This window comes from Pseudomonas sp. CH235, from assembly GCF_004368175.1.
Taxonomy (GTDB): domain Bacteria; phylum Pseudomonadota; class Gammaproteobacteria; order Pseudomonadales; family Pseudomonadaceae; genus Aquipseudomonas; species Aquipseudomonas paraglycinae.
In genome coordinates this window covers 65,743-92,386 of record NZ_RRZJ01000004.1, presented here as the reverse complement: position 1 = coordinate 92,386, position 26,644 = coordinate 65,743, and the positions used below count along the sequence as shown (strand labels likewise).

At 60.2% G+C, this 26,644-nt stretch carries 24 protein-coding genes; 18 read left to right on the top strand and 6 right to left on the bottom strand.

Going from position 1 to position 26,644, the window contains the following annotated elements; all coding sequences use genetic code 11:
- Nucleotides 1-23: 23 nt before the first annotated feature.
- From EIY71_RS06010 to EIY71_RS05945, 14 genes are all read left to right on the top strand, one after another.
- A complete protein-coding gene (locus EIY71_RS06010; protein WP_134020932.1) occupies nucleotides 24-1,418 on the top strand; it encodes an ethanolamine ammonia-lyase subunit EutB in 1,395 nt (464 codons plus the stop codon).
- Nucleotides 1,415-2,248 (top strand): ethanolamine ammonia-lyase subunit EutC, encoded by an 834-nt coding sequence (gene eutC / locus EIY71_RS06005; RefSeq protein WP_371857353.1) that lies wholly within the window; start codon nucleotides 1,415-1,417, stop codon nucleotides 2,246-2,248. The genes EIY71_RS06010 and eutC overlap by 4 nt, the downstream gene beginning before the upstream one ends.
- A 118-nt stretch (nucleotides 2,249-2,366) precedes the next feature.
- A complete protein-coding gene (locus EIY71_RS06000) occupies nucleotides 2,367-2,828 on the top strand; it encodes an N-acetyltransferase (protein ID WP_074691599.1) in 462 nt (153 codons plus the stop codon).
- Nucleotides 2,829-3,055: 227 nt separating this feature from the next.
- Nucleotides 3,056-3,706 (top strand): DedA family protein, encoded by a 651-nt coding sequence (locus tag EIY71_RS05995; RefSeq protein ID WP_011336118.1) that lies wholly within the window; start codon nucleotides 3,056-3,058, stop codon nucleotides 3,704-3,706.
- Nucleotides 3,707-3,710: 4 nt separating this feature from the next.
- On the top strand, nucleotides 3,711-4,523 hold the full coding sequence (locus EIY71_RS05990; protein WP_085747635.1) for a zinc-dependent peptidase: 813 nt from the start codon (nucleotides 3,711-3,713) through the stop codon (nucleotides 4,521-4,523).
- A 114-nt stretch (nucleotides 4,524-4,637) separates the two neighbouring features.
- Nucleotides 4,638-5,165 (top strand): inorganic diphosphatase, encoded by a 528-nt coding sequence (ppa, locus tag EIY71_RS05985; protein WP_007933577.1) that lies wholly within the window; start codon nucleotides 4,638-4,640, stop codon nucleotides 5,163-5,165.
- A 221-nt stretch (nucleotides 5,166-5,386) separates the two neighbouring features.
- A complete protein-coding gene (locus tag EIY71_RS05980) occupies nucleotides 5,387-6,127 on the top strand; it encodes a S24 family peptidase (RefSeq protein WP_085747634.1) in 741 nt (246 codons plus the stop codon).
- Between the two features lie 453 nt (nucleotides 6,128-6,580).
- On the top strand, nucleotides 6,581-7,012 hold the full coding sequence (locus EIY71_RS05975; RefSeq protein WP_080770657.1) for a hypothetical protein: 432 nt from the start codon (nucleotides 6,581-6,583) through the stop codon (nucleotides 7,010-7,012).
- Nucleotides 7,013-7,142: 130 nt separating this feature from the next.
- Complete coding sequence (locus tag EIY71_RS05970) at nucleotides 7,143-8,063, top strand: restriction endonuclease (protein WP_085747633.1); 921 nt, start codon at nucleotides 7,143-7,145, stop codon at nucleotides 8,061-8,063.
- Nucleotides 8,064-8,248: 185 nt separating this feature from the next.
- Complete coding sequence (locus EIY71_RS05965) at nucleotides 8,249-8,830, top strand: DarT ssDNA thymidine ADP-ribosyltransferase family protein (RefSeq protein ID WP_085747632.1); 582 nt, start codon at nucleotides 8,249-8,251, stop codon at nucleotides 8,828-8,830.
- Nucleotides 8,827-9,471: a DUF4433 domain-containing protein gene (locus EIY71_RS05960; protein ID WP_134020929.1), complete on the top strand. Its 645-nt coding sequence runs from the start codon at nucleotides 8,827-8,829 to the stop codon at nucleotides 9,469-9,471. The genes EIY71_RS05965 and EIY71_RS05960 overlap by 4 nt, the downstream gene beginning before the upstream one ends.
- Nucleotides 9,468-10,553, top strand: a complete 1,086-nt coding sequence (locus EIY71_RS05955; protein ID WP_085747631.1) for a macro domain-containing protein — start codon at nucleotides 9,468-9,470, stop codon at nucleotides 10,551-10,553. Before EIY71_RS05960 ends, EIY71_RS05955 begins: the two co-directional genes overlap by 4 nt.
- A gap of 187 nt (nucleotides 10,554-10,740) precedes the next feature.
- Complete coding sequence (locus EIY71_RS05950) at nucleotides 10,741-11,301, top strand: hypothetical protein (protein WP_102686379.1); 561 nt, start codon at nucleotides 10,741-10,743, stop codon at nucleotides 11,299-11,301.
- A gap of 15 nt (nucleotides 11,302-11,316) precedes the next feature.
- Nucleotides 11,317-11,751, top strand: coding sequence for a hypothetical protein (locus tag EIY71_RS05945; RefSeq protein WP_039772002.1), 435 nt, complete (start codon nucleotides 11,317-11,319; stop codon nucleotides 11,749-11,751).
- Between the two features lie 23 nt (nucleotides 11,752-11,774).
- On the opposite strand, the gene EIY71_RS05940 is transcribed toward EIY71_RS05945, so the two are convergent.
- From EIY71_RS05940 to EIY71_RS05915, 6 genes are read right to left on the bottom strand one after another with little or no spacing between them, the layout of a single operon-like run.
- A complete protein-coding gene (locus EIY71_RS05940; protein ID WP_134020926.1) occupies nucleotides 11,775-12,587 on the bottom strand; it encodes a YfaP family protein in 813 nt (270 codons plus the stop codon).
- 3 nt (nucleotides 12,588-12,590) lie between these two features.
- Nucleotides 12,591-14,210: a DUF2300 domain-containing protein gene (locus EIY71_RS05935; RefSeq protein ID WP_134020923.1), complete on the bottom strand. Its 1,620-nt coding sequence runs from the start codon at nucleotides 14,208-14,210 to the stop codon at nucleotides 12,591-12,593.
- A gap of 1 nt (nucleotide 14,211) precedes the next feature.
- Nucleotides 14,212-18,777, bottom strand: coding sequence for an alpha-2-macroglobulin (locus tag EIY71_RS05930; protein WP_134020920.1), 4,566 nt, complete (start codon nucleotides 18,775-18,777; stop codon nucleotides 14,212-14,214).
- Nucleotides 18,774-19,439, bottom strand: coding sequence for a DUF1175 domain-containing protein (locus EIY71_RS05925; protein WP_166673417.1), 666 nt, complete (start codon nucleotides 19,437-19,439; stop codon nucleotides 18,774-18,776). Before EIY71_RS05925 ends, EIY71_RS05930 begins: the two co-directional genes overlap by 4 nt.
- On the bottom strand, nucleotides 19,409-21,121 hold the full coding sequence (locus tag EIY71_RS05920) for a DUF2138 domain-containing protein (RefSeq protein WP_102716661.1): 1,713 nt from the start codon (nucleotides 21,119-21,121) through the stop codon (nucleotides 19,409-19,411). Before EIY71_RS05920 ends, EIY71_RS05925 begins: the two co-directional genes overlap by 31 nt.
- A 51-nt stretch (nucleotides 21,122-21,172) precedes the next feature.
- Nucleotides 21,173-21,964 (bottom strand): YfaP family protein, encoded by a 792-nt coding sequence (locus tag EIY71_RS05915; RefSeq protein WP_102716662.1) that lies wholly within the window; start codon nucleotides 21,962-21,964, stop codon nucleotides 21,173-21,175.
- Between the two features lie 277 nt (nucleotides 21,965-22,241).
- On the opposite strand from EIY71_RS05915, the gene EIY71_RS05910 reads away from it, so the two are divergent.
- From EIY71_RS05910 to dxs, 4 genes are all read left to right on the top strand, one after another.
- Complete coding sequence (locus EIY71_RS05910; protein WP_134020914.1) at nucleotides 22,242-23,387, top strand: Fic family protein; 1,146 nt, start codon at nucleotides 22,242-22,244, stop codon at nucleotides 23,385-23,387.
- A gap of 88 nt (nucleotides 23,388-23,475) precedes the next feature.
- The gene (locus EIY71_RS05905; protein ID WP_007894317.1) at nucleotides 23,476-23,718 is read left to right on the top strand and encodes an exodeoxyribonuclease VII small subunit; all 243 of its coding nucleotides are present in this window, start codon (nucleotides 23,476-23,478) and stop codon (nucleotides 23,716-23,718) included.
- Nucleotides 23,715-24,602, top strand: a complete 888-nt coding sequence (ispA, locus tag EIY71_RS05900) for a (2E,6E)-farnesyl diphosphate synthase (RefSeq protein ID WP_085747622.1) — start codon at nucleotides 23,715-23,717, stop codon at nucleotides 24,600-24,602. Before EIY71_RS05905 ends, ispA begins: the two co-directional genes overlap by 4 nt.
- A gap of 91 nt (nucleotides 24,603-24,693) precedes the next feature.
- Nucleotides 24,694-26,592, top strand: coding sequence for a 1-deoxy-D-xylulose-5-phosphate synthase (dxs, locus tag EIY71_RS05895; RefSeq protein ID WP_102716664.1), 1,899 nt, complete (start codon nucleotides 24,694-24,696; stop codon nucleotides 26,590-26,592).
- The last annotated feature ends 52 nt before the right edge of the window (nucleotides 26,593-26,644 follow it).

Sequence of the window (26,644 nt, the reverse complement as noted above, 5' to 3'; positions counted from 1 at the left end):
TTCATTCAGGAGGAACGCGCCCCATGGCCGCATTTGCCCATACCGTCGGCGCCCAGACCTACCGCTTCGACAGCCTCAAGGACGTGATGGCCAAGGCCAGCCCTGCACGTTCCGGGGACTTCCTGGCGGGCGTCGCCGCGCTCAACGATGGCGAACGGGTGGCCGCGCAAATGGCGCTGGCCGACATCCCGCTCACGCATTTTTTGCAGGAAGCGCTGATCCCCTACGAATCCGATGAAGTCACCCGACTGATCATCGACAGCCATGACAAACAGGCCTTTGCGGTCGTCAGCCATCTTACGGTTGGCGGCTTTCGCGACTGGCTGTTGAGCGAAGCGGCAGACGAGTCCAGTCTGCGCGCCCTCGCCCCCGGCCTGACACCGGAAATGGTCGCGGCCGTGTCGAAGATCATGCGCGTGCAGGATCTGGTGCTGGTGGCGCAGAAGATCCGCGTCGTCACCCAATTTCGCGGCACTTTGGGCCTGCGGGGACGGTTATCCACAAGGCTGCAACCCAATCACCCGACCGACGAACCGTCCGGCATCGCGGCGAGCATTCTCGACGGTCTGCTGTACGGTAACGGCGACGCCATGATCGGCATCAACCCGGCCACCGACAGCATCGCCTCGATTTGCGCGATGCTGGAAATGCTCGACGCGATCATCCAGCGCTACGACATTCCGACCCAGGCCTGCGTGCTGACCCACGTCACCACCTCTATAGAAGCGGTCAACCGTGGTGTGCCGCTGGATCTGGTGTTCCAGTCGATTGCCGGCACCGAAGCGGCCAACGCCAGTTTCGGCATCAACCTGAACATCTTGCAGGAAGGTTATGAAGCGGGTCTGAGCCTCAATCGCGGCACGCTCGGGCAGAACCTGATGTATTTCGAAACCGGCCAGGGCAGCGCCCTGTCGGCCAATGCCCACCACGGCGTCGATCAACAGACCTGCGAGACAAGGGCCTACGCCGTGGCGCGCCATTTCAAGCCGTTTCTGGTGAACACCGTCGTAGGATTCATCGGCCCGGAATACCTGTACAACGGCAAACAGATCATCCGCGCGGGCCTCGAAGACCACTTCTGCGGCAAGCTGCTAGGCGTGCCGATGGGCTGCGACATCTGCTACACCAACCACGCCGAAGCCGACCAGGATGACATGGACACCCTGCTGACCCTGCTCGGCGTGGCCGGGATCAACTTCATCATGGGCATCCCCGGCTCCGACGACATCATGCTCAACTACCAGACCACCTCGTTCCACGACGCGCTCTATGCGCGCCAGACACTTGGCCTGAAACCGGCGCCGGAATTCGAACAGTGGCTGGCGAACATGGGCATCTTCACCCAGGCGGACGGCAAGGTCCGCTTTGGCAACAACCTGCCGCCGGCCTTCCGCCAGGCCTTGGCGCAACTGGGATGAGTCAGATGGAAAAACCGCCCGTCGATCCGCAAAACCCGTGGCTGGAGCTGCGTCGTCTGACCCCGGCGCGCATTGCCCTCGGCCGCACCGGCACCAGCCTGCCGACCCGTGCACAGCTGGATTTCCAGTTCGCCCACGCCCAGGCTCGGGACGCGGTGCATTTGCCGTTCGATCACGCCGGGCTCAGCGCCCAACTGACCGAGCGCCAGCGCGACAGCCTGCTGCTGCACAGCGCGGCGGTGGATCGCAACAGCTACCTGCAACGCCCGGACCTGGGGCGCAAATTGAGCGATCAATCGGCCCAGACCCTGCGCGAATACGCCCAGGCGCATCCGGGCGGTGTGGATCTGGTGATTGTGGTGGCGGACGGTCTGTCGGCGCTGGCGGTGCATCGGCATACCCTGCCGTTTCTCACCCGTCTGGAAGAACAGATGAGCGCCGACGAATGGTCGACCGCGCCGGTGGTACTGGTGGAACAGGGCCGGGTGGCGATTGGCGATGAAATCGGCCAGTTGCTGGGCGCGAAAATGGTCGTGATGCTGATTGGAGAGCGTCCGGGCCTCAGTTCGCCGGACAGCCTGGGTTTATATTTCACCTACAATCCAAAGGTCGGCCTCACGGATGCTTACCGCAACTGCATCTCCAATGTGCGGCTGGAAGGGCTCAGTTACGGCATGGCGGCGCATCGCTTGCTGTACCTGATGCGCGAAGCTTGTCGGCGACAGCTGTCGGGCGTCAATCTGAAGGACGAAGCGCAGGTTCAGACGCTGGAATCGGAAGCCGGTGCAGACATGAAGAGTAATTTCCTACTCGATCCGCCCCCAGCCTGAACCGTTTCCGCATTGCCTTTCTGCACCGGTTTGAGGCAGGATCGACGCACGGCCGCCCAAGGTTTCCCGTTGCCGTCAGCCCCACGTGAAGACAGCCACTTGAAGGACGAGACCTACCATGCGGATTATCCAAGCGACCCTCGAACACCTGGATTTGCTGACCCCGTTGTTCGTTAAGTACCGCGAGTTCTACGGCTCCCTGCCCTACCCGGACTCGTCCCGGGCCTTTCTCGAAAAGCGCCTGCGACGCAAGGAATCGGTGATCTACCTGGCCCTGGCCGATGACGACGACAAGAAGCTCATGGGCTTCTGCCAGCTCTACCCGAGCTTTTCCTCCCTGTCGCTCAAGCGCGTGTGGATTCTCAACGACATCTATGTCGCCGAGGACGCCCGCCGCCAATTGGTAGCCGACAACCTGATCCGCACCGCGAAGAAAATGGCCAAGGAAACCCAGGCCGTGCGCATGCGCGTCTCCACCAGCGCCGACAATGAAGTGGCGCAGAAAACCTACGAATCCATCGGGTTCAAGGAAGACACCGAGTTCAAGAACTACGTGCTGCCGATCAGCGAAGAACTCTGATCGCGGGGTGCCCTGCGGGGAGGGAGCAGACTCCCTCCCCAAAATGAATGCCAACCCGACATTTATTCACACCGACATCCCCCGCTACAAAACCAACGCGCTTTTCACCCCTCTGCCCGTATAATCCCGATCTTTCCGGCTTGTAAGAAAAACTACACCCGCTTGTAGGCTTACACGAAGTCATCCGCACAGGTCTGCCGAGTCAGGCCATCACCACAGGTGCCTCCATGGATTTCAACCCGCTCGACCTTATCCTGCATCTCGATGTTTACCTCGACCTGCTGGTGAATAATTACGGGCCTTGGATCTACGCCATCCTGTTTCTGGTGATCTTCTGCGAGACCGGTCTGGTGGTGATGCCATTCCTGCCGGGTGATTCCCTGCTGTTCATCGCCGGCGCAGTGGCTGCGGGCGGCGGTATGGATCCGGTATTGCTGGCGGGCTTGCTGATGCTCGCGGCGATCCTCGGCGACAGCACCAACTACGTGATCGGACGAACGGCCGGTGAAAAACTGTTCAGCAATCCGAATTCGAAGATCTTCCGCCGCGACTATCTGCAACAGACCCACGACTTTTACGACAAACACGGTGGCAAGACTGTAACCCTGGCGCGCTTCCTGCCGATCATCCGTACCTTTGCCCCGTTCGTCGCCGGTGTCGCGAAGATGCCTTACCCGCGGTTCTTCGGTTTCAGCGTGTTCGGTACGGTCCTGTGGGTCGGCGGTCTGGTGACGCTGGGCTACTTCTTCGGCAACGTGCCGTTCATCAAGAAGAACCTGTCGCTGCTGGTGGTCGGCATCATTCTGCTGTCGCTGATTCCGATGATCATCGGCGTGGTTCGCAGCCGTTTCGGCGGCACCAAAGCCCAATCGCACTAAGCCGATGTGGTCGCTGAGCGCCTGGCGACGCCGGCGCATTCTGGCGAAGTACCCGATTGCCGACGATATGTGGCAGCGGGTGCGCCATCACCTGAGTTTTCTCGATGGCATCACTGCCGCTGAAGACCAGTGGCTGCGCGAAACCAGCGTGCTGTTCCTCGAAGACAAACACCTGACCGCCCTGCCCGGTGTCGAATTGCATCAGGAACAACGCCTGCTGCTCGCCGCCCAGGCGCAACTGCCACTTTTGCATCTCGGCGATCTGAACTGGTATCAGGGTTTTCATGAAATCGTCCTCTACCCCGACGACTTCCTCAGCCCCCAGCGCCATCGCGATGCCAGCGGCGTCGAGCATGAGTGGGACGGCGAACACAGCGGCGAAGCGTGGCAACAAGGGCCGATCATCCTCGCCTGGCCCGGCGTGATGGCCAGTGGTGGCTGGGAAGGCTACAACCTGGTGATCCACGAACTGGCGCACAAGCTGGACATGCTCAACGGTGACGCCAACGGCCTGCCACCGCTGCATGCCGACATGCGGGTCAGCGACTGGGCCGAGGTGATGCAGGCGGCGTACGACGACCTCAATCGCCAGCTCGACCGCCATCCCGACGCCGAAACCGCCATCGACCCGTATGCCGCCGAGAACCCGGCCGAGTTCTTCGCCGTCACCAGCGAGTACTTCTTCAGCGCTCCGGATCTGCTGCACGAAGCTTATCCACAGGTGTATGCGCAGCTGCGGCTTTTCTACCGCCAGGATCCGTTGGCGCGCCTGAAGCAACTTCAGGCCAGCGACCCGGTCTATCAGGCTCACGAGTAAAGGTCTGCACGACTTCCGGTACATGGCGTCCACGGCAGAATATGCCTATAATCGCCGCCACTTTTTGGTCAATCCGGCCAAGTGTTTTTGGTCAACTAACGGGGGCAACGCCCAATGAGCTACAGCAAGATTCCGGCTGGCAAAGACCTGCCGAACGACATCTACGTCGCGATCGAGATCCCGGCCAACCACGCGCCGATCAAATACGAAATCGACAAAGACAGCGATTGCCTGTTCGTTGACCGTTTCATGGCCACCCCGATGTTCTACCCGGCCAACTACGGTTACATCCCGAACACCCTGGCTGACGACGGTGATCCCCTGGACGTGCTGGTCGTAACCCCTTACCCGGTTGCTCCAGGTTCGGTGATCCGCGCGCGTCCAGTCGGCATCCTGAACATGACCGACGACGGCGGCGGCGATGCCAAAGTCATCGCAGTCCCACACGACAAGCTGTCCCAGCTGTACGTGGACGTGAAGGAATACACCGACCTGCCAGCCCTGCTGATCCAGCAGATCGAGCACTTCTTCGCGAACTACAAAGATCTCGAAAAAGGCAAATGGGTGAAAATCGAAGGCTGGGACGGCGCTGACGCTGCCCGCGCCGCGATCACCAAGTCGGTTGCTGCCTACAAAGGCTAAGTCTCGCGACCTGCGACACGCTTGAAGAAAACCCCGGTTGATCCGGGGTTTTTTGTGCCTGCCAGATAAGTGCTTAAACAGCCTGTTTATAGCGACCTACAGAAAAGTTTTGGTGTGTGTAATTTCCCACAAGGACGTCTTACATCCCGTCGCAAAATTTGCCCTGATTTTGAACGCAAGGTTTATTCAAACCGCTCTAGGCCGGTCGTAGACTCGTGTTTATGAGAAAGAACACTAGCGGTCCAAGATTCAAGGCACTCCTGGAAGCTGCGAACATCACCACCACGGGATTCGCAAAGTTCTGGGGCACGGAAGCCCAAAACGTTCATAACTGGTACACCCGGGGCGTACCCGCGTACCGCATGGAAGAAGTTGCGCGCCTGTTGTCCGTCAACAGCCAATGGCTGAAGACCGGCGAAGGCCCGAAAGACGCCCCGCACCTGCATACGGACTCGGGCGACATCCTCGATGCGCATGCCATTCGCGGCGTCTACACGGTGCTCGAAACCAACGACATCGAATTGCCGCTCTACAAAGAAACCCCGGTCGCCCCCGGCTCCGACAAAACCCATGTCATCAAAGACCCGGAACAAACCATCCGCCTGCCCCGCAGCCACCTAGAAACACTGGAGATCCGCCACACCGACGCCATCTGCACCCACATGATCGGCAACAGCATGGCCGAGAAAATCGAAGACGGCTCCACCCTCGCCATCGACCGCGGCCTCACCCAGGTGGTGGACGGCGAAATCTACGCCATCGAACACGACGGCATGCTGCGCATCAAATACCTGCACCGCATGCCCGGCAACGCATTGCGCCTGCGCAGCCACAACAGCGCCGAATACCCGGACGAGATCTTCCGCGCGGCGCAGATCGAGGAGCAGAGGATTCATGTATTGGGGTGGGTGTTCTGGTGGTCGACGCTGGGCAAGCGGCGGCCGGTGGTGCCGTTTCTCTGAGCCAGCTTCTGTCGTGAGGGGCAACCGGCCCGGATAGTCGGTACAAATACGGGATTTTTCATGGATAGAACGCTCTATCCCGCACTTCGCACTGGGAATCCCCAACAAAACTCAGTATCCTGCGCCCCACATTCGCGCATCGGCCCGCCAAGCGGCCCGGATGACGCCTGACGCGGCAGACCACTGTCTGACCAAGTCCCACAGCCGGACGCAAGATCCGGATGTACGTTTTGAAGGCTGGCGCGGTTTACCAAAAATAAACCAAGCCAGTCCCCGAGAAGCCGGCCACAAGCCGGCTTTTTAATGCCTGCTGAAAAACCGGCCGGGGGTCGGTTTACGGGCAGAGCGCTGTGTAATGGTGCTTGCACAACTCATCGCATAACAGAGCCCCGCCTGCTGGAAGCGACGGCAACTTAGATTGCTCAAGTCACCCCACAAGGACGTTCAACATTGATGCCCAAAACCATCACTTCAAACATGAAATCAGTTGGCCTGACAGCCGCCTCGTGCCTTTGTCTTTCAGGATGTGTTGGAGCAATCGTATCGCTCCCGGAAAAAACAACCGTCAAGACAGACGCTTACAAAGCGCAAAGCTATCGATCAATCACACCGCAAATCAGCAGAACGGTCACGTCGACGCCTACACGGGAATGGTGCGGGATCACCGTTTGGGCACTGATCATTCCGGTGCCATTGAAACTACCGGTGTGCACATCGTATTTCGAGCAGTCCTTCGGCAACGACGAGTTCGGAAACGAAGCCGTTCTGCTCGACTCGCAGCAAAAAGTCCCATCCCCTTTCTACGCTTGCGGCCCATTCATGATGTTGGGACCGATCGTTCATGGTTACCAAGGCAATGCGCTTTGCGGTGTTTTTGCGGATTGATGGTGAAACTGACATAGCGACTTACGCTTTCACCTGCAGACGCTTTAGTCGCGAAGCCCTCCATATCCACCGTTGATTTACAATCGCCATCCGATCGGCACGAAAACACTTTCAGCACAGGGATGCGCCCATGTCCGTTCCAACCTACGATCAGTTCATTGAGCCGATCCTTCGCTTTCTCGCCACAAAACCCGAGGGTGCAATCGCTCGGGACGCTCATGAATCAGCAGCAAAAATGCTGCAACTGAGTGAAGCTCAGCGCGAAGAACTGATCGCCAGTGGTCAGGCTACCTACAAGAACCGATCAGGCTGGGCACACGATCGACTCAAGCGCGCAGGTCTTTCCAGCAGTGCCAAACGCGGTTATTGGAAGTTGACCGACGCAGGCGTGCAGTACGCCAAGGAGCATGCATTTCCACTGTCGACCACGGATGTGGAGCACTTAGCAATCGGCTACATGAATGTGAAGCTGAAAGTCGCGCCTGACGCCGAGCCACTGGATGACCAACCAAATGTGGAGCCCGATCTAGCCTCCGCCACCGAGAGCCCCGACGACCGACTGGAGCGAGCGCTTAAGGAATTACGCGATGCCACGGCGGCCGACCTTTTGGACAACTTGCTGCAAGTAAGCCCTAACCGTTTTGAAGTAATCGTGCTGGATGTTCTTCATCGCTTGGGTTACGGCGCCAGTCGCAACGACTTGCAACGTGTCGGAGGTTCCGGTGATGCCGGCATCGACGGCATTATCTCGCTCGATAAATTGGGGTTGGAGAAGGTTTACGTACAGGCCAAGCGTTGGCAGAACACGGTTGGCCGACCTGAGTTACAGGCGTTCTATGGCGCGCTCGCAGGACAAAAGGCCAAGCGCGGTGTGTTCATTACCACCTCTGGTTTTACGGCGCACGCCGTCGACTTCGCCAAATCGGTGGACGGTATTGTGCTGGTAGACGGGACGCGACTGGTGCATCTGATGATGGATCATGAGGTGGGCGTGACATCGCGTTTGTTGCGGTTGCCGACGCTGGATCGCGATTATTTTGATGAAGAGTGAGTTCGGGCGTGTTGCTGCTTGACCCTGCTAACCAATTTCCTTAGTGGGCTTGTGGCCAAAAGTGATGGCACACTAGAATCGCAGCGATTGTTCTACCAACCCCTACGGATCGAGGGTTACATCAGCACGGGGCGAGGCCGGAACTGAATCCAGTTTAGGTTGATGTGCAGGTCAAGGAGACCACTATGTCGGACGTTAAAAGCATCAAGGATCAGAAGCTTCTCTACCATCTCACTTCAGTTGAAAACCTGGATGGAATTTTCAAGGATGGTTTGAAACCTCGCGCTGGCCTCTCGGGTTTCAAAGACGTCGCAGATGCTGAAATCCTGAAAAAGCGGCAGGCTCTGCAGCTCGACAATTACGTGCCCTTCCACTGGTTTGCGAAGAATCCATTTGACGGAAGCGTCCAGCGCAACAGGCCAGAGGCCCAATTTGTACTGATCTCGGTCTACAGATCAACGGCCAGGCAATACGGCTGGAAAATCATTCCACGCCACCCGTTAGCAGGCGACTCAATACAGCTACTTGATTACGAACAGGGTTTCGAAGCCATCGAGTGGGATGTCATGAGCAGTCGCGATTACCTGGACCCTCATTGCAAAAGCATCTGCATGGCCGAGTGTCTCGCACCGGGGGTTGTTAAACCTGAGGCCTTCTTCAAAATCTTTACCCCCAGCGAAGAAGTCGATGCACTTTGCGTAGCTAAATTGCAGGCAGCGGATGTTAATGTGCAGACCAGCGTGAATCAGAGAATGTTTTATCAATGAACTACACCAGCCTGAATCCAGAGAAAGCTCTGATTTGGCGTATCGTCCATCGCGATAACCTGCCCTGGATTCTGGACAACGGCCTGCATTGCGCAAACTCGGAAGTACAGGCACCTCATTACGTGAACATCGGCAACGTCGACTTGATCGACAAGCGCCGTTCCCGTCAGGTGCCTATCGCACCCGAAGGCGTCCTGGCCGACTACGTGCCCTTCTATTTCACGCCCTTCTCGGTGATGATGCAGAACATCCACTCCGGGTGGAGCGTGCAGCAACGCAGCAATGACGAGATCGTCATTCTGGTCTCAAGCCTCCATCGCGTTGAAGAGCTCGGCCTACCGTTTGTCTTTACAAACGCACATGCCTATCCGAGTTGGACAGACTATTACAGCGATCTGGCGAATCTCGACCAGATCGATTGGATTATCCTTCAACGGCGCGACTTCAAGCGCGATCCTGATGACCCTCGTAAAATTGAGCGTTATCAAGCGGAAGCGCTGATCCACCATCACTTACCGATTACGGGACTACTGGGCATCATGTGCCACACCGATGCAATGAAAGAACGCATAGAACAAGACGTCGCCGCTCGAGGCCTGACGTTGTCTGTCCATGCGCGTCCCAAATGGTATTTCCAATGATCAGATTTACCCAAGGCAACCTGCTGGAAGCCAAGACCGAAGCCCTCGTCAACACGGTGAACACCGTGGGCGTGATGGGAAAAGGCATCGCGCTGATGTTCAAAGAACGCTTTGCGCAGAACTATCGTCTGTACGCAGCGGCGTGCAAGGCCAAGGAAGTTGAAACCGGCAAGATGCACGTGACCGCCACCAACGAACTTGAAGGACCTCGCTGGATCGTCAATTTCCCGACCAAACGTCACTGGCGTTCACCTTCGCAAATGGCCTGGATAACAGAAGGTCTGCACGACCTGCGTCGGTTTCTAATTGAGAATGACGTGAAATCAGTCGCTATCCCGCCACTGGGTGCTGGTAACGGTGGATTGAAGTGGCCTGAAGTCCGCGAACAGATCGTTGAGGTTTTGGGGGATCTGGATGTCGACGTGCTGGTGTTCGAGCCGACCAATCAATATCTGAATGTCGCCAAGCGCAACGGTGTAGAGACGCTCACGCCGGCCCGTGCCCTTATCGCTGAACTGGTTCGACGCTATTGGGTGTTGGGCATGGAATGCAGTCTGCTCGAGATTCAAAAACTGGCTTGGTTTCTTGAGCGGGCAATTGAAAAACTTCCAAGTACAGAGAACCCGCTAAACCTGAAATTTATCGCTCATAAATTCGGGCCATACGCCAATCGACTGGAGCATCTGCTCAACAATCTGGATGGTAGCTATCTACATTGCGACAAGCGTATCAGTGATGCGGAAATCACCGATGTGATTTGGTTTGATCAAGATCGCAAGGCTTTTTTGCAGACCTACCTAAAGACTGAAGCCAGGGAATATTCCCAAGCTTTAGAGCGCACAGCTGAATTAATCGATGGCTTTGAATCCCCCTTCGGAATGGAATTACTCGCGACCGTCGATTGGTTGCTGATTAAGGAAGGGGTTGTTCCGACCGTTTCTGCGGTACGTGAAGCACTGAGAAACTGGGACGGCGGGGGTGGAGCTGCGGTGCGCAAAAATAAACTATTCGATGATCAAGCTCTTGAAATCGCGATTAATCGCCTGATCTCCAGCAGTTTCAGCCCGAAAATAGCGGCCTGACGCAGACAATAAATGCGAGTTTGCCTGTCCGCTTGGCACGTGCAATGAGTAGACGGCTCAGGCGATTATTGAACCATCGCAATAAGCCATTAGCACATCTGCCCTAATTGCCCCTCACCCAACCTCGCCACTAAATTTCCATTCTGTTTTTGTGCATTGCAAAAGCACCAAGGAATGGAGCAACACCATGTCGTCGTTTTTCAAACTCAATCAATCCCTTGTTCTAGCAACCGCACTTCTGACCGCCACTATTTGCGCGCAGGCAGAAGAACCGAACCCCGTCGGTGACTGGTGGATCATTTACGGCAACGGCATTCCCAACAAGAACATCATGTATGTAGCCGACAGCACTTCAGTGGTGCCGTCGAACCATACCAAGGGTGCGAAGTTGGTGGCCGTGACGCTGGTGTATGAAGAACCCGGCAAACCGATGATCGATGCCTACAACCTCGAAGTGCAGTGCTCGACGAACAAGGTCCGCTTTCTTAATGGGCAATCCATAGATCGCATTGCCTACATGATGCGGCACCTGAAAGTTAACGACCAATGGCAGCAGCCGAAGGAGTTCTGGGTACAGCGCGCCGCCGAGTTTGTTTGCTCCCCCGCTAAAAAGGACATGATCGCGCTGGGCAAGATGGAGCCCTTGCAGATGATTCAGGGCATGCAACAGATGTTCTTCAAGCTGGCACCGATTCAGGAGAAGGGGCAGATGATGGACAACCTGGATTCGATCCTCGGTAACAAGTAAGCGGCGGAACGCATGATGAATCAATGGACTAAAACGTTACTGGCGGTCCTGCTGACACCCACACTATTGCTGCTGCATGGCTGCCACCTGATTGCTCAGTCTCGATGGGAGGGACGCGATGTCCAGGAAGCACTCGACCTGTTCGGCAAACCCGACTCGATGAAAAAACAGACCGGTGCCAACGGTGAGAATCTGGCGGTTCTCACCTGGTTCAAATCCTCCAGCTGGACCACTACAGAAGCGGCCGGGACTTCAATGAACCATACCGGCAACGGCATGGTTTACACCGAGTACTACGAGACAGTCGGTCACAGTTCGGATTGCAAACTGGAGGCCACCGTCAACAAAGCCAAGAAGATCGTGCTGTTCAGGATTGAAGACGGGAAGATCATTCACGGGAAGTGCATCAACGTCCCGTTCGTGCCCGGCTATATTCCGCCCGGCTTCTAATGCAACCCTGAGCAGTCTCCTGCTCAGGGATAACTAAACGACTTCACCAACGTCAACTCCCCCACCGCCCGCATCGGCACGATGAAAGTCTCCATCTTCTCGCTAGGCGTCCCCTCCTCCGTAATCACCGTCACCTGCGCGGTAGTCAACGGCTGCACCGCCTCTTCCCCACCCTCATCATCCCCGCGATACCCACCGCCAAAATAATTCACATACACCAGATACTGACCCTTGATCGGCGCCGGCATGGCGAAGATTTCCGGGCCGTAGCCGGTGGTCACGTCGACATCCAGAGCAGCGCCATTGGGCGCAACGCGATCGCCGTACCAGATGTGCGCGCCGTCGGGTGTGATCAGGTGCAGGTCGAGGTCGGTGCCGTCACTGTCCCACGCCAGCAACACCCGCAGTTTCGCCGGAGTAGCGCCGCCGCTGGTGTTGAGAAATTGCGTGCGGTGCCGTTGCTGGCCGTCGGGGCTGCGGACTTCGACGCTGTTGCTGCCGTTGGGGAAGGAGAACGGGCGGTCGAAGCGGCCGCTGTCGTCGATTTTCAGCGGCATGCTGACGCCGTTGACGATCAGGCGGCCGGGCTCTTTGTTTTTCGGGGTGGCTTTGATTTCGCCGCTGATGCGGGCGGTGTTGGCCTGGCCGAGCGGAGTGTTTACCGAGGAGGCCGGGTAGTTGACGGTCTGGCGGAAACTTTCGCCCTCGCCTTCGGGTGCGCCACTGCGCCAGCCGCCGACCGGGGTGTCGAGTTTGACGCTGTCGGCGGCCATCGCCATTGGCAATGCATTAAGCGCGCAGAGCAACAGCAAGACCTGTGGATAACGGAGTGTCATGGTCTATTCCAGCAAAAGGTGACGGGCGAGCCCTTCGATATAGGTTTCATCCTGGCCGTTGGGATGTGCTTCAAAGGCCAGGTGCAGGTATTCGTGAGTCAGGTCGAGGCGATCCTGCAACGACAGCACGCCTCGCACGTAGATGCGCTGGCGTTCGCGGTCGACGAAGGGGCGGCCGAAGGCGAGTTTGCAGACGGCGAACGTGCTGACTTCGTTGTAGCCGGTTTCGCTTTCCAGCCTGGGACGCCAGCCGCGCCGCTGTTTTTGCAGCCAGTCCTGCGCGGCGGGCAGTGCTTCGCAGGACGCCACCGGGTTGTCCCAGCGGCTAAGGCTCGCTCGTGGATAGGCGTGCAGCAGGATCGCGTCGTAACGCTGCCCGGCATTGGCTTGCTCGACGGCTTGTTGCCAGGCCAGTTTGTCGGGGCCAGGTTGATCGGAGTGATAGGTGACGGTGCTGCCGGCCAATACCAGATCCGACGTCCATGCGGCGATGTTGCGGGATTCGGCGGAAGCCGGGCGCGGGGCGACGCGTTGGCGGGTGCTGCTGTCGTCGATGCTCAGGCATTCGCCGTTGCGCGTGGCGTTTTGCAGCAGATACGTGCGGATCGCCACGGCCAACGCTTTGGCGGCTTCGGCCGGCTCGGGTTTGGCTTCACGCTCCAGCACACGGGCGACGTACTCTTCGCGATCCAGCCGAGCCACAAGCTTGTCGTTGAGCAGAAACAGCTCGCCATCGCTGTGGATATCCAGCGTATTGCCATTAACGAATTCGACGCGGTAATCGCCCTGCAACGGGCCGGAGCTCACCACTCGATCACCGACCAGAACCCGCGAAACCGGATAACGCGAGAACAGTCCGACCTCAACGCATCGCCCCGCTTCCGCTGGCCATGATGCGGGCAACACCGTCGCCAACGCCGAACCGTAATGCCGCAGAACCATCTGACTGGTGCCCCGGCCACCGGCCCAGATCGGCGAGCCATCCGCCGTCCACCCAGCGAATCCACCCTGACGTGATTGCGGATCCTGATCGCCGAGCCAGCTCCAGGTTTTCACCCGCAAGCGCCCGCCGAGTTCACCGACGACATTGCCGTCCGCCGCATTCAGCACCACGTCGAGCAGCACACGGCGCATCTGATCCTGAGCCGGCAGCAGAGACAAAACCTTCAGCAGGTCAGCCACGGAAACCCGAGTAGCCGGTTGCACCGATGGCAAATCCAGCAACCACGACGGCGCCTGTCGCGCCTGCCAATAGGTTTTCCAATCGCCAGCGGTTATGCCCAACCGCGCCGGCTCGAAATACAGCCCGCAGGATTTTACCAGCGCCTGATCACGCTCGATCTTCCCGCCCGCCGTGCAGCAATAGACTTCTTCCTTCGACTGCCCGCGACATTCATAAGCCGGTTCCTGCGCGCCGGTATCCACCAGCCACGCGTAGACGAACACCTTCCACAAACTGCCCAGCGGCGTATCAAGCGACGAAGGCAATGGCTCGCGGGCGGTCAGTTGCGTGGTGTTCAGCGACAGCAATTCGCCCTTGTAGGCTACGCGCAACGGTTCATCCTGCGCCGTCGCCAGCGCAGGAATCACACACATCAGCAGCCAGACCAGCGGCCGGGTCATGTCAGTTGACCGTGACCTGACCGAGGGCCGCTTTCGCTTCGCGGGCCTGATGCTGCGGCGCGTAGACCTGAGTGAAACGCACCGGCGGCAGGTTGAACTGGCCCTTCTGCGAGAACCGAACCAGATGGCGCAGACGCAAGTCACCGCTCAGTGCATCCACCGGAACCGCGTAGGCCAGTTGGCCCGGTTCGAACCGCGCCTTCTCCAGCGCGGTCGGCTCGGTGCCGTCCTTGCCCTGCAACTTGATGCCCCACGTGGTGCGCTCGACATCGGCGCCCGGCGGCAACGGCACTTCGAGCATGCCGTAGCGCAACGGTTTTGGTGCCTTGCTGGTGAGGATCACCTCGTCCAGATACAGACTGTCGCTGGACAACGGCTTGGTGCCGACCGGCTCCAGTTTGAAAGTGAAGGCTTCGTCACCCGGCACCAGACGCGACAGGCGACGAGTGATGGTCACCGCCATCGGATCGACCGCCGGTTGTTGGGTCTGGAAGCTCAGCGCGGCACGCAACGGACGCTCCTGAGTGCCCGCCACCGACAACACGCTCGGCACCGGCGCAGCACCCTGCCACGTCCAATACATCTCGCCGGTCGCGCCGTAGTTTTTCTTCCAGCCTTCGCCCGGGGCCAGCGCGATGGTCGGCGATGCCTGGGCGATGCTGCGTTGCAGCCAGGTCAGCGCCAACGCACGTTCAAGGGTCGATTGCTGTGGCAACAGGCGTTGCAACAACGCTGTCGCACGAGCCTGATCGAATGGTTGCAGCGACAGGTTCAGCGCTTCAGCGAACGGCTGCGAACTGACGGACAAGCGCTGTTGCGCTGCGCCCAGCTGACGATTGAACGCATCCGGCAAAGCGACTTTCGACTGGGTGGCCAACGATGCGGCCAAGACCCGCGCCGCCGCCAGACCCAGCGCCGAATCCGGATCGCCCATCACCAGACTGTCTTCGCCGTCGTCCATCAGGTTTTCGGCATTGCCTTCCCCGGCTTTGGCCAGATCCTCCAGCAAACCGCTGAGCAGCGTGTTGACCGGCAGATGCATCTGCTTGGCGAACGACAGGATCAGCGCCCGTTGCAGCAATGGCGTGTTCGGCGCCTGCTTGGCGTAAACCTCCAGCACCCGCTGCCAGTGCTCCGGCGGCAGGGTCAGATCCAGCACCTGACTGGCGTTCCAGTCGGCGTAATAAGCGTAAGCGGTGAGAAACGCATCCGGCTCGCCATCAAAGCCCCACCAGGTAAAGCTCGCCGACGGCCCGGCCATTTGCACCAGGCGCAGACGGCTGTTCTGCATGATCAGGCGCAAGCGGTCGCGGATCTGCGGGCTCGACGCCAGCGACGGATAAGCGATGCTCAGCGGCAGCAAACGGCTGGCGGTCTGTTCGACGCCGCCGTACGGATAGCTGAGCAGATCGTCGAGGGCCGAACGGAACAGCGCTTGCGGGCTGTCATCCAGACGCAGGCGAATGTCGGTGGCGTCCGCCGGTAGGCTCAGCGGTGTGTCGCCGCTGGCCACGTCGAGGCTCTGGGTCTGTGTCACTTGCCAGCCTTCGCCAGTCGCGGTCAGGCGCACAGCGAGGGCATCGGCGGTCTTGCCGTCCTGCACCAGTTCCGCTGTCCATTCGCCGGTGGCCAATGCGAAGACCGGCAGCGGCAGGTAGTTGATGCCGTTGTTGAGGGTCACCGGCAGACGTTGTTCGGCGCCGGCGTAGTGCGTCACCAGTTCAGCCTTGACCGGTTTCTCGGCCTGGCTGAAGGCAAACACACCGAGTTGCGGCTGATCGCCCTTGCGGAATTTGCTCGGCCCGCTCCACTTCAGGTACAGCGGTTTTTCCGAACGGACGAACTGCTTTTTCTGCCCGACCTGACCATCATCGGCAATCGCTCGCGCGGTAATGCGCCAGCGGGTCAGCGAGTCCGGCATCTTGAAGGTGAAACGGGTTTTACCATCGGCATCGGTCAGCAATTCCGGTTGCCATGCAGCGGTGTCGACGTCTTCGCGGCGCGGCCGCTCCAGCACTTTCACCCCGCGTTCGCTGCGGTTGGCCTTGCCCGGCGCGCCGGGGCTGCCCGGCAACGCCACGTCGTAGCTGATGAACGACAGGCTGGCGCTGGTGCGCACGTTGTTGCGGCGCGGGTGGTAGAAGAACTGGTCGATGGTCGGCGCAACTTCCGGTTGCAGCGCGTAGACCATTTCATCCACGACGCTGACCGTCAGGTGCGCCGGCACTGCCTTGCCAGCGAACTGCGTGGTCAGGTCGACCGTCACGGTATCGCCTGGCTGATAGGTCTCTTTGTCGGTTTTGATTGCCACGTCGATCTGCGGCGCAACAACCTTGATCCCGGCGTTCTGGAAGCTGTACTGACCGCCCTTGGTGTAGAGCACGGAGAACGTCAGGTTCGGCGCGAAGTTGTCCTTCACCGGGATGCGTGCGCGGTATTGGGTGTTGCTGAGTTTTTCCAGTTTCAGCCAGTCGCCGCCCTTGGTCAGCAGCGCGGTGGCTTCGACCTTGTCACGCTCCAGCGACAGCAGTGCATCGCTGACAGGCTCCGGGAAAGTGATCAGCGCCAGCGCTTCGTCGCCTGCCTTGTACTCGGGTTTGTCGAGGACGATTTCCACGGTGCCCGGCACAGCCTTGACGCCGTCACCAGTGACGGAATGACCAGTCGCACCGAGCACTCGGCCGTGCTGATCTTTCAGCGACAGGTTGTAGGTGCCCGGGCGATCGAACGCCACGCTGAAGCCTTTGTCTTTCGCCGCCAGTTTGCCTTCGCCGGTGGTCTGGTCTTCCAGGCGAACCCAGCTGTAGTTGCTCGGCACAACGGCCTGGGCCTGTTGGCTGCCGCCCTCGTTGGCGTAGCTGAACGCGACCTTGTCACCCACCGCGCTGAAGCGCTGCGGCGCAGTCAGGCGGAAGCTGGCGGCACCGCGGTCGATGAGGATTTCCTTGGTGGTTTTGACCCGATACGCTGCGCCATCGCTGGCAAACACGGTGAGCATGTAGCGGCTCGGTTTGTCGGCGGCCGGCAGGTCTAGGGTCGCGTTGCCCTTGCTGTCGGTGGTCAGTTCGGTGCTGGTCAGCTCCACCGGGAATTGACCGAGGTATTGCAGCTCGTTGTCGACCATCGACAGTTGCTGGGCGCGCGGGCTCAGGGTCAGTTTGGCGTTCGCCACCGGTTTGCCGTCCGGGTAAAGCAGCACCAGGCTGCCCTTCACCGGTTCGCCGGTGCGGTAATCCTGCTTGGCCAGATTCAGCGAGATTTCGAAATGCGGCTTGATGTACTCCGCCACCCGGAACGCGCTGCTGTAGGCCTGATCCTTGTAGTTGAAACGCAGCTCGTAACCACCGGCCACCGCATTGTCCGGCAACTGGAAACGGCCCTGGGTGCCAGCCTTGGAATCGAGTTTGAGATCGAGCCGCTGCAACTCGGTGCCGGTAGCATCGAGCACGCTGACATTGACGTCCGCCGCGCCCGGCAATACCGAATCCCGCGCGTTCCTGAATTCACGGCCGACGATTTTCAGCGACACCCAATCACCCGGACGATACAGCGGCCGGTCGGTGAAGGCGTAGAGTTTGGTGTCGTAGATTTCGCTGTCGTAATAGAAGTTTTCCGAGACGAATACGCCACCCTCTTCGTCCTCGCCAATCACGAACGAACGCTCCGGGCTGACGTGTTTCAGGCGGAGCAGACCATCGGTGTCGGTGGCGCCGCTGCTCATCACGCCGAGGCCGTCTGTCCACAGCACATTGACCTTCGGCACCGAGCTGCCTTCGTGTTTGCGCGCGGCCCACACCAGCAATTCATCACCGGCAATCTTGCTCACCGCCACGGTGTTGGAAACGAACACCATGGTGGTTGCGCGGTACTTGCCGATCAGCGCTTCGACCAGATAGAGGCCCGGTTTCAAATTGCCCAACGGGATGTAGACGTTACCCGGCGCGACGCTGACGAACTCGCTGGAAGACCCGGCCAGATTGACGCCGGTCGGCGGCTGGATCGGCTTCGCTTGCCACAGCGGATAACGGAACTGGCTGACCACCGGCAGACCCGGAATCAGGGCGAACTGAGGTTGCGCGTCGTACGGCGTCGGCGCAGCGATGGCGTTGCCCATCTTCAGCTCCGGCACTTCCTCGGTGACTTGCTGACGCGACTCGTAGGAGAACGCACGCTGCATCACCCGACGGGATTTGCGGTACCAGTTGTCCCACAGATACGCGAGGGTGTTCGAAAGGCCTTCGCCCTTGAACTGGCCGTCACTGACCACGCGGTGCAGGTTCTTCTGGCGCTTGAGGAAGTCCAGCGGCTTGTCGATCTTGTACACCCGGATATCGGCGCCGCCGTACGGTTCCATGCGGAAACGGCGATAGTCGCGACCCGGTGCTTCGAGGCGCACCACCGCCTGTTCGTCGGCGGCGAAACTGCTGTCGGCCAGCAGGAAAAAGCTCTCACCGGACACCGGCGTATAGCCGCTTGGCTCCACGGTGTCTTCGGCATTCACGGCCGAAAACGGCAGGGTCAACAGCAACAGAAAAGGCAGTAAACGCAGCATGCGGGCACCGGTCATTGGGAGAGAAAGTTCAGTCGATAGACGCCGATGAAGTTGGGGTTGGCTGCGTCGGGTATCCATCGGGTGTCCTTCCATGTCATGAGTTGCTGCAGGCTTGCCGAACGCATGCCGTTGTCGGTTGGGGTGGTCGTGCCGGTGTGATAGGCGATGTAGCGGCCCATCCAGATCATCAGGTGCTGGTCGTCGCCCTGATCGAAAAACATCAGATCGCCGGGCCGTGCCTGGGACACGTCGCGGCCGATCAGATGGCTGTTGAACTGAATCAGTTTGATCGCGTTGACGTAGGGCCCGACCTTGCCGCCGCCCTGCTGCCATTGCTGGGCGAGCTTGCGCTGATCGGCGCTCAGGTCCAGCTCCGGCGGCAGGTAGCGGTTGGACACGCCATTGCTGCGCAGCCATCTATCGTCGTGGACTTTCAGCGCTTCGTTGGCGGCGAAACGCACCAGCCCCGCGCAGTCCTGCTGATACCAGCGCGGGCTCGGGCCTTTGCTCAACTGCTCCTGAGCGATGCGCACGAACCAGGCGCGAAACACCTGGGATTGCTGCGGATCGAGGGCTGGAATCTCAACGGCTCGGGCACCGGCGCTGAGCAACAGCGCCAGAAGGCCAAGGCTGCGAATGAGTCCGGTCACAGCGCTTTCCACTCCAGCGGCAGCCATTGCCAGTGACCGTCAGGCTCGCTGCCTTCCGGCAACGTCAGGGCGTATTTGCCCATGCCGCCGAGGGTGCGCAGTTTCGGGATCAGGTAGGTTTGCGCGGCGTTGTAGAACACCGGTTCCATGTCCTGCGGCAGGCTGTCGAGGGTTTCCTGCTGGATCAGTTGCGCCATCGAATCCGGGCCGAAGTAGATCGGCATCAGCACGTCTTTCGGCAGTACATCGGCCATCGGCGGGAAGCGTTTGTCGAGGGTGCCGAGCGCCTTGTCGACCAGTTTGTCGTCGAGGGAAAACAGCAGCGTGGAACCGTGGCGCGCCAGGCTGACTTTCATGAAGGCACGGCCGGTGATCGCGTCCGGGTTCTCGGCATCCTTGGCCGCGTAAGGGCCGAAGTTGGAACTGACCTGACGCTGCCAGAGGTGGCTCTGGCCTTCCTGTTTTTCCACCACCGGGAACGCGTGCTCGTCGACCTTGCCTTCGTAAGCGCCGACCATCGAATCGAACAGCGTGCCGATATCAGCGTCGAGTTTGCCGTTGTCTTCGTCGTTCAGACTGGCCACCAGCAACGGCGTGTACAGCCGCGAATCGGCGTACCAGCACAGGCCCGCCGCGCCGGCCACGTGTTCGGTGAGTTTCTGCGCCACGGCTTCTTCGGCGCCGAGTTTCACCAGCAGCGGCTTCTGCGGCTCGGCAGCGACCGGCAAGGTCACGCAGGCACTGGCGCCCAATGGCATGGCCTGCCAGACCGGTTTGAAATCGAAGTCCGGCTGGTTCTCCAGTTCGTCCATGGCGAGGTAGCTGTGCCAGCCCTTGTCGTCCATGTCGAAACGCAGGCCGGCGAAGTTCGGGATGAAGCGCTGGTAACCCATGGCCAGAACGCTGGAATTGACCGACAGGCGCTGTTTGGTTTCAGGTGTCTTGGCCTTGAGCCCGAACGCTTCGGGGAACAGTTTTTCGCCGTTGAGCAGCGCCGCCAGCGCTTGCGGCGAGACATGGCCGGACTCCTCGGAAGCACCACTTTCCGGATCGTAGAATTTGGCCGGATTGGACAGCACCACCAGTTTGTCGCCACGGGAGGCGAACAGCAGGGATTTGCCGGCGTTGTAGGTCAGCTGATACAGCGGCACTTCATCGCCGCCGACCTTCAGGGTGCTGAACACGCTCAGTTGCGAATCATCCAGCGCGACTTTCGCCAGCGGCTCCAGCACCTTGGCCAGCCCGCCGCGATCCATCACCAGCAGGAAATCCTTCAGCCGACCGTCGGCGCCGCGCCACAGCGCCACGTCAGCCGGTTGGTCGAAAAGCTGCTCGATCAGGCTGTCCTGCAGCTTCAGGTCATGCTCGTAGATGATCCGCCGCAGACTGCCGATCAACCCGAGACGGTCGGCGTGGGTTTCGTAATAGAAGACGAAATCCTCAGTGAGCGTGGCCTTGAGGAACGGCACCGTCAGCAAGTCCTTGGGCAACTGGCTCAGGGAGCGGGTTTCCAGCAGTGCGTCCGGGCGGCTCAAGCCAAGCTTGTCGCTGGCCAGTTCCGCCGGCGGCGCCTTCGGTTTGTGCATCAGCCAGCCGAGCCCGCCCGCCACGCCGGCCACCAGGCACAGCCCGACCGCCAGCAACGGCCAGCGCCGGGAAGGTTTGGCGGCGAACGCATCGGTAGCCGGGGTCGCAGTGTTATCGCTCATCTTCTCGCTCATGTTCCCAAAGCTCGGCAGTTCATCCGTGGTGCGGGATGCTTAATAGTTGAAAGTCTTGACCAGCAGCAGATCACCGATGGCCCGCAGGGGTACGATGAACGTTTCGCGTTTTTCGTCGACGGTGTTTTCGTTCAGCACCAGGGTGATCTGCGAGGTGATGACCTCGTTCTGGTTGCTGGTCTCCTCGAAGTTATAGCCGCCGTTGCCGAAGTTGCCCCAATAGTTGACGTAAACCAGATAGGTGCCGTGCAACGGCGCGGTCATGGTGAACATTTCCGGGCCAGGGCCATCGACGCCGTCCGGATCGAGGCCACCACCGTTGCTCATCGCCGGACGCGCCCAGAAGGCATGCTGGCCGTCAGGCGTAATGACGTGCAGGTCGAGTTCGGCTTTAGGGTCGTCCCAACCGAGCACCACGCGGATCCGCGCCGGCGTGCGCAGGTTGTTGGCTTCGTAGAATTGAACGCGCTTGAGCGACTGGCCGTCGGCGCTGATCACCTCGACGCTGTTGGAACCGGCGCCGAACGCATACGGCCGGGCGAAACGGCCCTGGTCGTCGGTGTACAGATTCAGTGGATTGCCATTCACCGCCAGGCTGTGCGGCGGACGTAAATGGCCGATCGCCTTGAGCTGGCCTTCAATCATCGTGCGATTGCGCTGGATGCCGCGATCGATCGGCGGCGTGGGATAGGCGACTTGCGGATTTTCCGTGCGATCGAGCAGCCCGTGATAGCGCCAGCCGCCCACCGGCTCCGACAGCTCCGCGCTCGGCGCCGCCAGCAGCGCGGGTGCGCAGGCCAACCCGATCAGCAGCAAAAGAAGTGAACGCATGTGATGCCTCCTGCCATGCCTGAACGAAACCTTGCACCCGATCCTCGGTACTTCACAGCGGTGAAAACTGCGTTTCGTCTGAAAGACCCGTGACTGTCGGGTCGTAGAAGGCGCGAAGGTTAGCGATTCGGCAGTTTTTTAACAATCGGATACATCTGGATTTGCGGTGGGAATCACGGCGACCAGTGGACGATGAGCCGATTAGGCGTCATATTCGGCTCACGAAATGAGCCGAATAGCGTTTCCAATCGGCTCACGCACTCAGGATCAGCAATTAATGGCGACTCACTGGATCTGGCAGCAGCCTGATTGGCCGGACTTCAACTGGCAGGCGGAATGCCTGGCACCGTTGTTGCGCGAGTGTGTTCAGGCACAAGGTCAATTGATGGGCATGGCGGGATCGGTGAGCCATTCACTGAGCGCGCAGACAGAGCTGGACGCTTTGCTGCAAAACATCGTGACCTCCTCGGCCATCGAGGGGGAGCAGTTGAATGTTGAATCCGTGCGCTCTTCATTGGCACGACGTCTGGGGCTGGAATCACCGGATGGCGACAACGTCAGCAAGCGCAGCGAGGGGCTGGCGCAACTGATGCTCGATGCCACTCAACGTTTTGCCGAACCGCTGACGCTGGAACGATTGCTGGAATGGCATTCATGGCTGTTTCCAGAACAGGAGAGTGGTTTCCTTTCGCGAGCAATCAATGTCGGCGCTCTACGCGGCGATGAGCCAATGCAGGTGGTTTCCGGGCGAATCGACCGCCCGACCGTGCATTTCGAGGCGCCACCGCGACAAGGGCTTGAGCGACAACTCGACAGTTTTCTCAAGTGGTTCGAGGCCAGTCAGCACCAGGCAGGCCTCGATCCTTTACTGCGGGCAGGCATCGCGCACTTCTGGTTCGTCACCTTGCACCCGTTCGATGACGGCAACGGCCGTCTTACCCGCACGCTCACCGATCTGGCACTGGCTCAGGGCGAAGCGCAGGCGATTCGTTTTTATGCGATGTCCGCCAGCATTCTCGACGACCGCGCGGGCTATTACCGGATTCTCGAATCCAGCCAGAAAGCCACGCTGGACATCACCGACTGGCTCGCATGGTTCCTGCAAACCCTGCTGCGCAGCCTGCAACAGGCCATTGCGCGGATTGAAAGTGTGTTGGGAAAATCACGCTTCTGGCAGGCGCACCGGGAATCCGGGCTGTCGGCGGAGCAGATCAAAGTGCTCAATCGTTTGCTCGACGGTGGTGAGCGCGGTTTCGAGCACGGTATCAGCGCAGCGCAATACCAGAGTGCGGCCAAGGTCTCCAAAGCCACGGCCACCCGACATCTGGCGGAACTGCTGGAAAAGGGCTGCCTGCAACGTCTTCCGGGCGGCGGACGCAGCACTCGGTATCAGATTCAATATCCTGGCGAATTGACCGACTGACACCCTTGTCCGTCGGCCCGCTCATTTGCCCATACCCCCCCTATCTGCTAGTGTCGCGCCGGTTTAACGTCAACCGGAATTAGCCGCCATGGCCCGCAAAAAAGCTGCACTGGATTTCGAACAGTCCCTCGCCGACCTGCAAACGCTGGTGGAGCGTCTGGAGAACGGTGAATTGTCGCTGGAAGACTCGCTGACCGCTTTCGAGCAGGGCATCGGCCTGACCCGTGACTGCCAGGCGGCGCTGGCCCAGGCCGAGCAGAAGGTCCAGGTGTTGCTGGAGCGCGATGGCGAACTCGCCGAGGAACCCTTCGACGCGGATCAGCCAGAATGATTGCAGCGTATTCGGCCACCAGCCAGGCGCGGGTCAACGCGGCACTGGAAACCCTGTTCAACGCCCCGCTGCCAGAACTGGCGCGTCTTTATGAAGCCATGCGCTACAGCGTGATGAACGGCGGCAAACGCGTGCGCCCGCTGCTGGCTTACGCGGCGTGCGAAGCTCTTGGCGGCAAGGCCGAACAGGCCAACGGCGCGGCGTGTGCGGTTGAGCTGATCCACGCGTATTCGCTGGTGCACGACGATTTGCCGGCGATGGACGACGACGATCTGCGCCGCGGCCAGCCAACCACGCACAAGAAATTCGACGAAGCCTGCGCAATCCTCGCCGGCGACGGCTTGCAGAGCCTGGCGTTCAGCGCCCTGCTCGACCCGCGTCTGAGCGACCTGAGCGCGGACATCCGCCTGCAACAGGTCACGGCGCTGGCGCACGCGGCGGGCCCGGCGGGCATGGTCGGCGGTCAGGCCATCGACCTCGGTTCGGTCGGCCTCAAGCTCGACCAGAAAGCGCTGGAACAGATGCACCGGCACAAGACCGGCGCGCTGATCGAAGTCAGCGTCAAGCTCGGCGCCCTGGCCAGCGGCCGTGCCGAGAAGGATGAACTCAAGTCCCTGCAGACTTATGCACAGGCCATCGGTCTGGCATTCCAGGTCCAGGACGACATCCTCGACGTCGAAAGCGATACCGAAACCCTCGGCAAGCGCCAGGGCGCCGACATCGCCCGCGACAAGCCGACCTACCCGGCCCTGCTCGGCCTCGACGCCGCCAAGACCTATGCGCTGGAGCTGCGCGATCAGGCCCTGCACGCACTGCGACCGTTTGACGCGGCTGCCGAGCCGTTGCGCGATCTGGCCCGGTATATCGTCGATCGGCGTAACTGAAGGCTAATCAGCCAAAAAAGACCAACGCGTGGGCAGGGGGCGATGCATCAGGTAAACTGCCGCATCTTTTATACCTATAACGATTCGCCTGATGCCCACGACGTTTCATGAGATTCCCCGCAAGCGCCCGACCACGCCCCTGCTCGACCGCGCTAACACGCCGGACGGCCTGCGCCGGTTAGGCGAAGCCGAGCTGGAAACCCTGGCTGATGAGTTGCGCCTGGAATTGCTCTACACGGTCGGCCAGACCGGTGGGCATTTCGGTGCCGGCCTGGGCGTCATCGAGCTGACCATCGCGTTGCATTACGTCTTCGACACCCCGGACGACCGGCTGGTGTGGGACGTCGGTCATCAGGCCTATCCGCACAAGATCCTCACCGGTCGTCGCGAGCGCATGGAATCCTTGCGCCAGAAGGACGGCATCGCGGCTTTCCCGCGCCGTTCCGAGAGCGAGTACGACACCTTCGGCGTCGGTCACTCCAGCACCTCGATCAGTGCCGCGCTGGGCATGGCCATCGCCGCCCGCCTGCAGAACAGCGATCGCAAGGCGATTGCAGTGATCGGCGACGGCGCACTGACCGCCGGCATGGCGTTCGAGGCGCTGAACCACGCGCCGGAAGTCGACGCCAACATGCTGGTGATCCTTAACGACAACGACATGTCGATCTCGCGCAACGTCGGCGGTCTGTCGAATTATCTGGCGAAGATCCTTTCCAGCCGCACCTACGCGAGCATGCGTGAAGGCAGCAAGAAAGTGCTGTCGCGCCTGCCCGGCGCCTGGGAAATCGCCCGTCGCACCGAAGAATATGCCAAGGGCATGCTGGTCCCCGGCACCCTGTTCGAAGAACTGGGCTGGAACTACATCGGCCCGATCGACGGCCACGACCTGCCGACCCTGATCGCCACCTTGCGCAACATGCGCGATCTGAAAGGCCCGCAATTCCTGCACATCGTCACCAAGAAAGGCAAAGGCTTCGCCCCGGCGGAAGTCGACCCGATCGGTTACCACGCCATCACCAAGCTCGAACCGCTGGACGCCCCGGCCGCTGCGCCGAAAAAGGCCGGCGGGCCGAAGTATTCCGGCGTGTTCGGTGAATGGCTGTGCGACATGGCCGCTGCCGACCCGCGTCTGGTGGGCATTACGCCGGCGATGAAGGAAGGCTCGGACCTGGTGGCGTTCAGCGAACGCTTCCCGCTGCGCTACTTCGACGTGGCAATTGCCGAGCAACACGCCGTGACACTCGCCGCCGGCATGGCCTGCGAAGGCGCGAAACCGGTGGTGGCGATCTACTCGACATTCCTGCAACGCGGTTACGACCAGTTGGTGCATGACGTCGCGGTGCAGAACCTCGACGTGCTGTTCGCCATCGACCGCGCCGGTCTGGTGGGCGAAGACGGCCCGACTCACGCCGGCAGTTTTGATCTGTCGTTCCTGCGTTGCATCCCGGGCATGGTCATCATGACCCCGAGCGATGAAAACGAACTGCGCAAGATGCTCACCACCGGCCACCTGTACAACGGCCCGGCGGCGGTGCGTTATCCACGCGGTACCGGCCCGAACGCGACCATCGAGAAAGACCTCGAACCGATCGAGATCGGCAAGGGCGTGGTGCGTCGTCAGGGCAGCAAGGTCGCCCTGCTGGTGTTCGGCGTGCAAATGGCCGAAGCCCTGAAAGTCGCCGAGACGCTGGACGCAACCGTGGTCGACATGCGTTTCGTCAAGCCGATGGACGAAGCGCTGGTGCGCGAGATTGCCAACAGCCACGACCTGCTGGTGACCATCGAAGAGAACGCGATCATGGGCGGTGCCGGTGGCGCGGTCAGCGAGTTCCTCGCCCGCGAGAACATCCTCAAGTCGGTGCTGCACCTGGGCTTGCCGGACGTTTACGTCGAGCACGCCAAGCCGGCGCAGATGCTGGCCGAGTGCGGGCTGGATGAAGTAGGGATCGAAGCGGCGGTGCGTGAGCGCCTGACTCTGCTCAACAAGTAATCACCATCCCTGTGGGAGCGGGCAAGCCCGCTCCCACAGTGTTTTGTGTCGC